We start from the raw sequence: 11526 nt of genomic DNA, 5'->3' as shown, positions 1-11526 counted from the left end.
ACGGTGGACGGCCCCGAGCGCGGCGTGTCTCATCCGCGTCGCAGACGATGAAGCGACTGGGAATCGTCGTCGCTCTCGGACTCGGCGCACTGCTGATGTCGGGATGCGACGCCAATGAGGCGATGCGTTTCGGTTGGCCTGAGGGCGTCACGCCCCAGGGTAAGAAGATGGTCGATCTCTGGACCTGGTCCGTCATCGCCGCACTCGTCATGGGCATTCTGGTCTGGGCGCTGATCTTCTGGACGATCACGTTCCACCGCGCGAACGACGCCAAGAAGGGCGTGTTCCCGCGTCAGACCGCGTACAACGTCCCGTTGGAGCTCACCTACACGGCGATTCCGTTCGTCATCATCGCGGTGCTGTTCTACTTCACCGTGATCGTGCAGAACGACGTCGAGGGCAAGAACGACGACTCCAAGGTCGTGGTCGACGTGACCGCGTTCCAGTGGAACTGGAAGTTCGGCTACAACAAGGTCGTCTTCGACGACGGATCGACCTACGACGGCTTCGAGGCCGCGGGCAACCCGTTCCAGGTTCAGCAGCAGGCGGGCAAGACCGTCGCCGAGCCCGAGGTCGAGCACGGCGGCGAACACGGCGAAGAGCTGCCCGGTCCCGCCGGCGGCCGTGACGACGACATCCGCGACTACCTGAAGTTCAACAAGATCGAGACCCTCGGCTCGTCGTCGGAGATCCCGGTCCTGGTGCTGCCGACCGGTAAGCGCATTGAGTTCAACATCGCCTCGGCCGACGTCATCCACTCCTTCTGGGTGCCGGAGTTCCTGTACAAGCGCGACGTGATGCCGTTCCCGGAGCAGAACTCGACCGACCCGATCTTCCAGATCGGCGCGATCGACCGCACCGGAGCCTTCGTCGGCCGCTGCGCCGAGATGTGCGGCACCTACCACTCGATGATGAACTTCGAGGTCCGCGCGGTCACGCCGGAAGACTTCGACAGCTACATCCGGTTCCGCCAGTCGAACCCGCAGGCGACCAACGCCGAGGCGCTCGCGTCGATCTGTCAGGCGCCGGAAGCCGTCACCACGGTTCCGTTCGACACCCGTCGCAAGTCCGACGGTTCGGTGACCGCCAGCGGCAACCCGGATGACCCGACCCTCGCCAACTGCACCAAGAAGGAGAGCTGACGATGAAAATCGAAGCACGCCTCTTCGAGATGTTGACAGCCTTCTTCGCGCTGACAGGTGTCGCGTACACCCTGTTCACCGCGTTCACCAGCAAGGGCATCGAGTGGGTCGGCGTCGTCGGCCTGTTCTTCGCCGCCGGTCTGACGCTGATCGCGGGCACGTTCTTCCGCTTCGTGTCGCGCCGCGTCGAGATTCGGCCCGAGGACTACGAAGATGCCGAGATCGAGGACGGCGCAGGCGAGTTGGGCTTCTTCAGCCCGCACTCCTGGTGGCCCATCCTGATCGCGCTCGGTGCCTCGACCTTCGCCGTGGGCTTCGCCTCAGGCAACTGGTGGCTCTCGATCTTCGCGGTCGCGGTGATCCTGGGTACCGCGGCCGGACTGGTCTTCGAGTACCACGTCGGTCCCGAGAAGCACTGACTTCTCAGTAGAACCAACAGAGACGACGCCCCACCTTCCCGGTGGGGCGTCGTCTTGTCGTATGCGGGGCCCGATACTCGTGTCGGTCCATCGGTCCCGTCAGAAGCGCGGTGAGCGCGCCGGCGAGTACACCTTGAGCCTGCGGTAGTCCACACGGAAATGGGCGTCCGTGAAGCTGTCTTCGACCTCGCCGTCGTGCGACACCGCGACCGGGCCGTCGACCGTGGTGAAGCGGAACTCGGGTACCTGCATCTCGTGGTACAGCCGGGACCGCTCCAAGCGGCCGCCGGCCAGGGACCCCAACAGGCGCAGGGTCGCCCAGCGGTGTCCCGTCTCCAGAATCCGGACGTCGAGCAGGCCGTCGTCGAGCCGGAGGCGTCGGGTGGGGAGAAAACCCGTCGGTTGATAGATCGAGTTCCCGATCAGGAACAGGGAGACGTCGAGAACCTGCCCTTCCACTTCGATGCGAACGTTCGCTTCCTTGCGGATCACCCGGAAGATCGCGGTGGCGGTGGCGAGAGGACGGCTGATGCGATGCCGGAGGCGCTCCCGGATCCGGACGAAGTGCGGGTAGGCCCCGATACTGGCGGTGTTGAGGATGAGTCGAGAGTCGTTGAGCCACACCGCATCGACCTTGATCACGGACCCGGAGGCGACGGCGTCGACGGTGGCCTCGACCGTCCCGCAGCCGATGTCGCGAGCGAAGTGGTTGAAGGTGCCCGCCGGGAAGACCGCCAGTGGTAGATCCGCATGGATGGCGGCACCGGCCGCACAGGCCACGGTGCCGTCCCCACCTGCGACGCCGATGATCGACGCGCGTGCCGCGACATCGGCGAACACCGATGCGATGTCGTCGTTCTCGTCGAGCACGACAACCTCTGCCGCGGGAAGTGCGTCGCGGATGGCGTCGAGGACCTGGCGTCCGCGGCCGTCCCCGGATGTCGGGTTCACCACCACGACCAGTCCGGCGCCGTCCGGGCGGGGTTCGGCGTCGACGGTGGTCGGATCGGCGAGAGACAGGGAGGGTCGGGTGATCGGCGGTACCACGCGGGTCCCCACGGTCGCGATGGCAGCACCGATCCCGAGACCGGCCACCACGTCGCCGGGGTAGTGGGCGCCGGTGGCGACCCGGGACAGGCCGACGAGTCCGGCGAGCGCCCCCAACACCAGGCCTGCGGGTGGGCTCTCGGCGGCGACGCCGACCGCAAAGGCCGCGGCACTGGCCGAATGGCCGGAGGGCAGCGAGTTCGACGTCGGCTGTCTGCGACCGCGTCGGGGGACAGGTATGAGTCCGGTGGAAGGGCGCGGACGGCGGCGAATCCGCTTGGCCGCCTGGTTCGTCACGAGACTGGTGGCCGCGAGAGAGACGATGCCGCGGGCAGCACCGCGCTGGAGCGACGGTCGGCCGGAGACGGCGAGTCCGGCGGCGATCGCCATCCAGAGCTTCGAATGATCGGCCGCGTGGGTCAGTACGGGCATCGTCTTGTCGAGCAACGGGCTCGGCGACCGGGCGATCGAGTCGTAGATCTCGGCGTCGAGAGTGCCCATCCCACGGGTGATCTGGGACAGACCGGAAGCACGATGACGTAACCGGCGCATGGTGTCCACCGTGCCACATCCGCGCCGCGGCCGTGGGAGCGGACGCGCTCCTCCTGGTGGGGGAGGGGAGGGGTACAAAAACAGCGGGCCGTCGTGCACCTGATGGTGCGCGACGGCCCGCTGTCTCGTGTGGCTACTACTCGTCGAAGGGGTTGCCACCCTTGGCCTGGAGCTCGCGGAGAGCCTTGCGCTCCGCGGCCTCGAGCTCGTGCTCGGCCTTGACGTGACCCAACTGCTCCTCCGGCGGATCGGCGGTCAGGATCGAACCCGTACCCGGGGCACCGGCGGAGCCGAGCTTGTTCATCCGCTTCGGCAGCGCAGCACCCTCGTAGGGGAGCGGGATCGGGTGACCGTGATCGTCGACCGGGCCGAGCGGCTGGTGCAGCTCGATGTACTCACCCTGCGGCAGGCGCTTGATGATGCCGGTCTCGATGCCGTGTGCCAGGACCTCACGGTCGCTGCGCTGCAACGAGATCGCCCAGCGGTATGCGATGAAGTACACCAGCGGCGGCAGGATGATCAGACCGATGCGACCGATCCACGTCGTCGCGTTGAGCGAGATGTGGAACTTGAACGCGATGATGTCGTTCATGCACGCCAGCGTCAGCAGGATGTAGAACGAGAACGCCATCGCACCGATCGCGGTACGCACCGGGGTGTCACGCGGACGCTGCAGCAGGTTGTGGTGAGCGTCGTCGCCGGTGAGCCGCTTCTCGATCCACGGGTAGGCGAACATCAGGCCGAACATCACGGTCATGATCAGGACGACCCAGTTCGACATCACCACGGTGTAGTTGCCCAGGTACAGCTCCCATGCCGGGAACAGACGTATCAAACCGTCGGTCCATTGCATGTAGATGTCCGGCTGCGAGCCCGCAGACACCTGTGCCGGGTTGTACGGGCCGATGTTCCAGACCGGGTTGATCTGGAAGATGCCCGCCATGATGGCCAGCACACCGGTGACGAAGGCGAACATCGCGCCGGCCTTGGCCGCGAACACCGGCATGATCCGGACACCGACGACGTTCTTCTCGGTGCGGCCGGGGCCGGGGAACTGCGTGTGCTTCTGGTACCAGACGAGCGCCAGGTGAGCACCGATCAGAGCCAGGATGATGCCCGGGAACAGCAGGATGTGCAGCACGTACAGACGCGGGATGATGATGTCGCCGGGGAAGTCCCCGCCGAACAGCGCCCAGTGAATCCAGGTACCGACGACCGGGATGCCGAGGACGATGCCGCTCATCGCGGCGCGGACGCCGGTGCCCGAGAGCAGGTCGTCGGGGAGCGAGTAGCCGAAGAAGCCCTCGAACATGGCCAGGATCAGCAGCAGGCAGCCGATGATCCAGTTGGCCTCACGCGGACGACGGAACGCACCGGTGAAGAAGATGCGAGCCATGTGGATGATGATCGACGCCGCGAACAGCAGGGCTGCCCAGTGGTGGATCTGGCGGACGAACAGGCCACCGCGCACCTCGAAGGAGAGGTCCAGGGTGGTCTCGTACGCCTTGGTCATCATGACGCCGTTGAGCGGCTGGTACGCGCCGTCGTAGACCACGTGAGTCATGGACGGATCGAAGAACAGCGACAGGTAGACACCCGAGATCAACAGGATGATGAAGCTGTACAGCGCGATCTCACCCAGCATGAACGACCAGTGGGTGGGGAAGACCTTGTTGATCTGGCGACGCATACCCGCGGCGAGGTGATACCGCGAGTCCATTTCTTCGGCTTGTGTGCCGAGGCGGTCGGCGATGGTCATGACTTACGCTCCCAGAATGCCGGTCCGACGGGCTCGATGAAGTCGCCTGCCGCAACGAGGTAACCCTCATTGTTCACCGTGAGCGGCAGCTGTGCGAGAGCACGGGCGGCCGGTCCGAAGATCGGCTTGGCGTACTCGAGTGCATCGAACTGCGACTGGTGGCAGGGACACAGGATGCGGTTGCTCCGCTGTTCGTACAGCGAGGCGGGGCAACCGAGGTGGCTGCAGACCTTGGTGAAGGCGAAGTAGTCACCGTAGTTGAAGCTCTCCTGACCCGTGCGCTTGATGGCGCGGGCCGCGTCCTCGGGACGCAGGCGGATGAGCATGACGGGGTTGCGGACCTCGTGCAGGCTCTCCATCAGCGCGTGACGGGAGTGCTCGGTCTCGCCGTACCCGTTGGAACGACGCCACGGGAAGACGGTCTCCATGCCGCCGGCGTCGAGATCCTCGGGACGGACCAGGGCGACCTGGTACGGGTTGCCCGTGTCGCGACGCAGGTAGATGGTCTCGTTGGGGTCTTCCTTCGAGTTGTAGATCGGCGACCAGCCCGAGTGCCACAGGGGAGCGTTCTCCCGCTCGGCCCACGGGTTCTTGATGAAGCCACCGAGGAAGGCGACGAGACCGGTGAGTGCGAAGGCACCCAGACCGAAGCCGGCGGACCCGATGATCATCTTGCGACGACCCAGGGTCGAGGTGGTGCCGGTGTCCTGGAGGAGTCCGACGATCGTCTTCTTGTCGACCTCGGTCGAACCACCGTCGTGGCGGTCCTGCACGGAGATCTCCGACGGGATGAACTTCTTGGTGATCAGGATCATCGCGATGCCGATGGCCAGCACCGAGAGACCGAACGTCGCACCGAGGAGCGGCGTGTTGAAGGTGTACCACCAGTAGTTCGGGTCGTCCGGAAGGGCGAATTCCCAATGGTTGAACAGGAAGATGCCCAGGCAGGCGAGAGCGGAGACGCCGGCGACCGTGAACCAGATCGCGACCTGGCGCTCGGCGCGCTTCTCGACCTTCGTACCCGGCTCGGGGTACCGCTCGGCACGGTGGATGATCTCGACACCGTCGAGATTGGTGCCGAGTTTGACGAGCTCATCCGTGCTCATCTGCTCCAGTTCGTCCCGCGACGGGACGTCCTTGTCACTGCCACTCATGCTCGAGATCCCATCCACATGGCGCCTGCGACGATGGCGATGACGCCGACAAACCACATCACCATGCCCTCGCTGACCGGACCGAAGCCGCCGAGGCCGAGTCCGCCGCTGGGCTGTGCCTCGGTCACGTACTTGACGTAGGCGATGATGTCTTTCTTTTCTTCCGGATTCAGCTGCCGGTTCGAGAACTTGGGCATGTTCTGCGGGCCGGTCAGCATCGCGGTGTAGATCTGTGCCTCGTCGACGCCGTCGAGCACGGGCGCGTACTTGCCCGAGGAGAGGGCGCCGCCACGACCGGTGAAGTTGTGGCACGACGCGCAGTTGAGGCGGAACAGCTCACTGCCGCGACCGATGCTGTCGCCACGCAGGGATTCCTGCGCGACCTCGCCGTTGGCGTCACGCGGGACCTGCGGTCCGCCGCCCTCGGCCTGGATGAACGCGCCGAGCTGGTCGATCTGCTCGGTGGTGAACTTGGCGGGCTTGCGCTGCGCCTGTGCCTCGCCACGTGCGGCCGGCATACGGCCGGTCGACACCTGGAAGTAGACGGCGGCATCGCCGACGCCGAGGAGTGCGGGACCACGATCGGGCACACCCTGCAGGTTGGCGCCGTGGCAGGTGATGCACGAGGTCTCGTAGAGCTTGCGGCCGTCGTTGATCATCGCGGCGTTGCTCTCGTCGGCCACCGCGACCTGGGGGTCGGGGGTGAGAACCGAGGCGAGCACACCGGCCATGACCAGACCGGCCAGCAGCACGATGGTGCCGCTTGCGCGGCGACGGAGCTTGCGTCGGGCCTTGGCGCGGCGGGCGTCGGTGCCGCTATCCGACGGTCGCGCTGGAGATGAACTCATCTGTGACTCTCTACTAAGCGGGACGGAGTGGAGATCTAGAGCGAGCTGCGCTCTGAGGTGGCGGGTCGCGCGTGGCGCGGGATCGCCGGGGTCATCGGATGAAGTAGATCGTGACGAACAGTCCGATCCAGACGATGTCGACGAAATGCCAGTAGTAGGAGACAACGATTGCGGCGGTTGCCTGCGCCGGGGTGAACTTCGAGAGCTTGGTTCGGATGAGGAGATAGACGAAGGCGATCAGTCCGCCGATGACGTGTAGGCCGTGGAAGCCTGTCGTCATGTAGAAGACCGAGCCGTACGCATCCGATGCCAAGGTCGTGCCGTGGCCGACGAGGACGGTGTACTCGTAAGCCTGGCCGACGACGAAGATCGTCCCCATGATCAGGGTGATCACGTACCAACGGCGGAGGCCGAAGACGTCACCCCGTTCGGCGGCGAACACGCCCATCTGGCAGGTCACCGACGAGAGGATCAGCACCGTCGTCACCGGGATGGCGAGGGCGAGATTCAGCTCGGTCGGTGGCGGCGGCCAGCCGACGGCGGAGTTGGCCCGGGCGACGAAGTACATCGCGAAGAGGCCAGCGAAGAACATGAGTTCACTGGACAGCCACACGATCGTGCCGACGCTGACCATGTTGGGCCGGTTCAGCGAGTGCACGCGCGAGGTTATCGCAGTCCCTGAGGTACCTACAGCGCTTGTCACAAGTGAAGTATGACGGTTCGTAGTAAGCGGTGGCCACCCGGGTCGGATATTGGGTTCGGGTTTTTGTTCCGCTGCAGGTCGGGGGCTCCGTGAGGTAGTGGTCGGCGTGTCCGGAGAATGCCTTGCCGAGTGTCCGGGCGGGGGGTCCGGTGGTTACGGTGAGTTCATGTCGAGTTCGGATTCGCACGGTCGGCGAGACCTCAACGGACGCGTCGTCGCGCAGGGGCGCCTGGCGCGTCTGCGGTCGAGGTTCTCGGGTGGGGCCGGCGGTGGGCCGCTGGCGCTCGACGACGAGGTGGTGGTGGTCGCCGGCTCCGACGACGACGCGATCGCGAGTTCGGTCGCCCTCGACGCGTCGTCGTGGCGGTCCGACGAAGAGGTGATCCTGCGTCACGACCTCGAGCTTCCCCCGGAGCGGGTGGCCGAGGCGGTCGCGGTGGCGGCGATCGACGGCTATGAGGTCGTCGGCGACGAACGGTGGGGATCACGGCCCGGGGCGGGCGATGACCGGCTCGAGGTACTCGTCCTGGCGCGCGTCCAGCTGCTCGACGCGATGCATCTGTCCCAGGAACGCTCCCGGATGGCGAGTCTGGGTTCCCGTCACGGCGGGATCGCTCGACGATGGTCTGTACTGCAGCGTCCGTCGGGTGCGGCGGGGCACTAGGCTCTGTGCCTGTGAGTACCGCACAATCCGCCTTCACCTGGCCGCAGATCCTCGGCAAGATCACCGATCGCATCGACCTCAGCGCCGAAGAGGCCGGCTGGGCGATGAACGAGATCATGACCGACAGTGCCAGCGGCGCGCAGATCGCCGCGTTCGGCGTCGGCGTGAAGATGAAGGGCGCCGCCTCCGGCGAGCTGGTCGGGCTGGCTCAGGCGATGCTCGACCACGCGACGCTCGTCGAGGTGAGTCGTCCGGCGGTCGACGTGGTCGGCACGGGTGGCGACCGTTCGCACACCGTGAACATCTCCACCATGACCTCGATCGTGATCGCGGCCGCCGGGGTGGCGGTCGTCAAACACGGAAACCGGGCGGCGTCGTCGAAGAGCGGTGGTGCCGACGTGCTCGAGGCGCTCGGGGTGGACATCACCCTGTCCGCCGACGCGGTCGCGCGGTGCGTCGACGAGCTCGGGATCGGGTTCTGCTTCGCGCCGGTGTTCCACCCGGCGTTCCGGTTCACGGGTCCGCCGCGAAAGGAGATCGGTATCCCGACGGTCTTCAACGTGCTCGGACCTCTGACGAACCCGGCGCGTCCGACTGCCGGCCTCATCGGCTGCGCGTTCGCCGACCTCGCCCCGGTTCTGGCGAGTGCCTTCGCCGACCGCGGGGGTTCGGCACTCGTGGTCCGCGGCGACGACGGACTCGACGAACTCACCACGACCACCACCTCCACGGTGTGGCAGGTCATCGGCGGTCAGGTCATTCAGCTCAGCATCGATCCGACCGATCTCGGGATCGCACGTGTCCAGCTGTCCGCACTGCAGGGTGGCGACGCGGTCGCCAATGCGGCCATCGCCCGTGAATTGTTCGCGGGCACAACGGGTCCCGTGCGCGACGCGGTGCTGCTCAACTCGGCCGGCGCGATTGTGGCGTTCGAACAGCAGGCCCCGATGACCTCCGCCGAGCTGACCGAGGCGCTCGGTGCCGCGAAGGACCGTGCCGCCGACGCCATCGACTCGGGCGCCGCGGCGACGCTGCTCGACCGCTGGGCGTCGCTGAGCACCCGGCTGGGGTCGGCGGCGGGGAACTAGTTCTCGCCGATGGAGAAGCCGCCCTCGACATCCGAGCTCGAGTAGCTGCGGAAGGCGATGTGGGTGGCGCTCTTGAGCACTCCGGGCAGGCGGTTGATCTGACCGGTCACCACTGACGCGATGTGTTCGTGGTCGCGGACGCGGATCTTCGCGATGAGGTCGACGTCGCCCGCGCAGGAGTACACCTCTTCGACGCCGGCGATGTCGGCCACGGCCTGAGCGGTCTCCGGGATCTGGTGGATGTCGGCCTGGATGAGGACGATGGCAGTGATCATGGCGCAAGCCTAGTTGCCACGAGCTCCCGGACCGGCGAGCGTGGTGCGGGCCGTGGCGTCCGGTGCACCGCCGACCGGGCGTCGGAGCGGGCGTCCCGTGCGGACTGTGACCAGCCGCGGCGTCGTTCGGCGCACCCGGCCGGCAGTGCCACCGGGTCGGTCGTGGACACGATCCGGGCCCCCGGCTCGGTCATCCACCGGTAGATCAGTGCGACTTCTTCCGCCGGTGCACCGCGCAGCGGACCCGGTGCGGGGACGACCGTCTCGGCCGCGGCGACGAGCGCGTCGACGACGGGCATGGGGGAGACGCCTCGGCGGGCGCGTCCCGCTGCGGCGAGCCGTCCGTGACGGACGACGGCGAAATGCCATCCGCGTTCGTCGTCGGGACGCGCGACGACGATCTCGGCGATCGCGCACAGGGCGGCCAGCCGCTGACACCGCGCCAGTGCGTCGATGGTCAGGGCGAGCCGGTCGCGGTGGCGCGCGGCGGTCTCGAACATCTGCGCCTCGGAGAGATCGGCGAGGCGCTCGGTGAGGGCGTCGAGGAGGTCGTCGGCCTCCCCGCGCATGAGGCGGCGGGCCGCGGTGACGTGCGGCAGATAGTCCGGGACGGCCTGGGGTTGCGATGCGGCGGCGTGGCATCCGCCGGGTTGCCGGGTGCCGTCGGGTGTCGGGCACCAGTGATAGCCGGTGGCGCCGAGGCGTTTGGCGCAGGTGCGCAGCCCGGCGGCCGCGGCGATCACGTCGGCGACGGTCGCCGCGTTGTTGCGGTTGCCCACCGGGCCGATGGATTCGTCGGTGGGGGTGCGGCTGACCTTGAGGCGTGGGAAGTGTTCCTCGGTCAGCGTGACCCACCATCCCTTGTGGGGCTGCGTCGAACGGCGGTTGTAGGCGGGCGCGTGCGCGGCCAGCAGCCGCAACTCCCGGACCGCCGCCTCCAGGGCGTGGGAACACTCGACGACGTCGACGCGCTCGGCGAGCAGGACCATCTCGGTGATGCGTCGCCGCGGATCGCTGCCGGAGAAATAGGAACGGACGCGGCGTCGTAGGTCGACGGCCGTGCCCACATAGAGGACCTCGTTCGACGGACCGCGGAAGAGATAGACACCCGGGCGGGCCGGGACGCGGTCGGCGAGATGGCGTTTGGCGCGCAGACGCGGATCGGTCCGCGGCAGATAAGAGGTGAGGTCCCCGACCGTCGCGATGCCCTGGTTCCCGACGCGTTCGAGAAGACGGTGGAACACCTCGACGGTTGCGCGGGCGTCGTCGAGCGCCCGGTGGGTCGGGCGGACCGAGACGTCGAAGAGGTCGGCGAGGGCGCTCAGTTTGACCGTCGGCGCCTCGTCGCGCGACAGGATGCGCCGGGCCATCGTCACCGTGCACAGGCTCAGGCTGAACGGCCAGTCGAGGTGGAGCCGGAGCGCGTTCTGCCGCAGGAACCCCATGTCGAAGCGGGCGTTGTGGGCGACCAGGATCGCCCCGCGGGCGAACTCGATGAATGCGGGCAGCACCGACTCGATGCGGGGGGCGTCGGTGACCATCGCCGTCGTGATCCCGGTGAGCGTGACGATCTGCGGCGGGATGGGGCGACCGGGATCGACCAGGGTGGCGAACTCGCCGATCACCTCGCCGCCCCGGATCTTCACCGCACCGATCTCGGTGATGCGGTCGCCCGAGTGGTCCGAGCCGGTGGTCTCGAGGTCGACGACCACGAGGGTGGTCTCGAACAGCGCCCGGTCGCTGAACTCGTTCGACGTCGGGACGCCATCGGTGGCCTGGTCGGCGGCCTCGAGGTCGGCGAAGGTCAGCTGTCCCTCGGTCTCCCGTCCGGTGGCTGCGCGGCCACCATCCATGCGCCTCACAGGCCGAACATTA

The 11526-nt window shown here is 67.1% G+C and carries 11 protein-coding genes; 4 read left to right on the top strand and 7 right to left on the bottom strand.

Features of this window, described 5'->3' with window-relative positions; all coding sequences use genetic code 11:
• The first annotated feature begins 47 nt into the window (after positions 1-47).
• Both ctaC and BLU62_RS10345 read left to right on the top strand, forming a co-directional pair.
• Positions 48-1142, top strand: coding sequence for an aa3-type cytochrome oxidase subunit II (ctaC, locus tag BLU62_RS10350; protein ID WP_074849390.1), 1095 nt, complete (start codon positions 48-50; stop codon positions 1140-1142).
• 2 nt (positions 1143-1144) lie between these two features.
• Positions 1145-1561: a cytochrome c oxidase subunit 4 gene (locus BLU62_RS10345; RefSeq protein ID WP_074849389.1), complete on the top strand. Its 417-nt coding sequence runs from the start codon at positions 1145-1147 to the stop codon at positions 1559-1561.
• A 99-nt stretch (positions 1562-1660) separates the two neighbouring features.
• Here BLU62_RS10345 and BLU62_RS10340 read toward each other — a convergent pair whose 3' ends face one another.
• The 5 genes from BLU62_RS10340 to ctaE all read right to left on the bottom strand — a co-directional run bounded on the left by BLU62_RS10340 (position 1661) and on the right by ctaE (position 7624).
• Entirely contained in the window at positions 1661-3160 is a 1500-nt protein-coding gene (locus BLU62_RS10340; RefSeq protein WP_425284599.1) for a bifunctional phosphatase PAP2/diacylglycerol kinase family protein, read from the bottom strand.
• Positions 3161-3296: 136 nt separating this feature from the next.
• Positions 3297-4919, bottom strand: coding sequence for a cytochrome bc1 complex cytochrome b subunit (gene qcrB, locus BLU62_RS10335; RefSeq protein ID WP_074849387.1), 1623 nt, complete (start codon positions 4917-4919; stop codon positions 3297-3299).
• Positions 4916-6073, bottom strand: coding sequence for a cytochrome bc1 complex Rieske iron-sulfur subunit (gene qcrA, locus BLU62_RS10330; RefSeq protein WP_074849386.1), 1158 nt, complete (start codon positions 6071-6073; stop codon positions 4916-4918). The genes qcrB and qcrA overlap by 4 nt, the downstream gene beginning before the upstream one ends.
• A complete protein-coding gene (gene qcrC / locus BLU62_RS10325) occupies positions 6070-6921 on the bottom strand; it encodes a cytochrome bc1 complex diheme cytochrome c subunit (RefSeq protein ID WP_074849385.1) in 852 nt (283 codons plus the stop codon). The genes qcrA and qcrC overlap by 4 nt, the downstream gene beginning before the upstream one ends.
• Before the next feature lie 91 nt (positions 6922-7012).
• Positions 7013-7624 (bottom strand): aa3-type cytochrome oxidase subunit III, encoded by a 612-nt coding sequence (ctaE, locus tag BLU62_RS10320; RefSeq protein ID WP_074849384.1) that lies wholly within the window; start codon positions 7622-7624, stop codon positions 7013-7015.
• A 166-nt stretch (positions 7625-7790) separates the two neighbouring features.
• On the opposite strand from ctaE, the gene BLU62_RS10315 reads away from it, so the two are divergent.
• Positions 7791-8288: a hypothetical protein gene (locus BLU62_RS10315; protein WP_074849383.1), complete on the top strand. Its 498-nt coding sequence runs from the start codon at positions 7791-7793 to the stop codon at positions 8286-8288.
• 11 nt (positions 8289-8299) lie between these two features.
• A complete protein-coding gene (gene trpD, locus BLU62_RS10310; protein WP_074849382.1) occupies positions 8300-9376 on the top strand; it encodes an anthranilate phosphoribosyltransferase in 1077 nt (358 codons plus the stop codon).
• On the opposite strand, the gene BLU62_RS10305 is transcribed toward trpD, so the two are convergent.
• Both BLU62_RS10305 and BLU62_RS10300 read right to left on the bottom strand, forming a co-directional pair.
• Positions 9373-9651 (bottom strand): Lrp/AsnC family transcriptional regulator, encoded by a 279-nt coding sequence (locus tag BLU62_RS10305; protein ID WP_005200119.1) that lies wholly within the window; start codon positions 9649-9651, stop codon positions 9373-9375. The genes trpD and BLU62_RS10305 overlap by 4 nt on opposite strands.
• Positions 9648-11504 (bottom strand): DEDD exonuclease domain-containing protein, encoded by a 1857-nt coding sequence (locus BLU62_RS10300; protein ID WP_208863678.1) that lies wholly within the window; start codon positions 11502-11504, stop codon positions 9648-9650. Before BLU62_RS10300 ends, BLU62_RS10305 begins: the two co-directional genes overlap by 4 nt.
• Between the last annotated feature and the right edge of the window lie 22 nt (positions 11505-11526).

The sequence above is a fragment of the Gordonia westfalica genome, assembly GCF_900105725.1.
Taxonomy (GTDB): Bacteria; Actinomycetota; Actinomycetes; order Mycobacteriales; family Mycobacteriaceae; genus Gordonia; species Gordonia westfalica.
The sequence above is the reverse complement of the archived record's forward strand: the minus strand, read 5'-3'. Positions and strand labels throughout refer to the sequence as shown.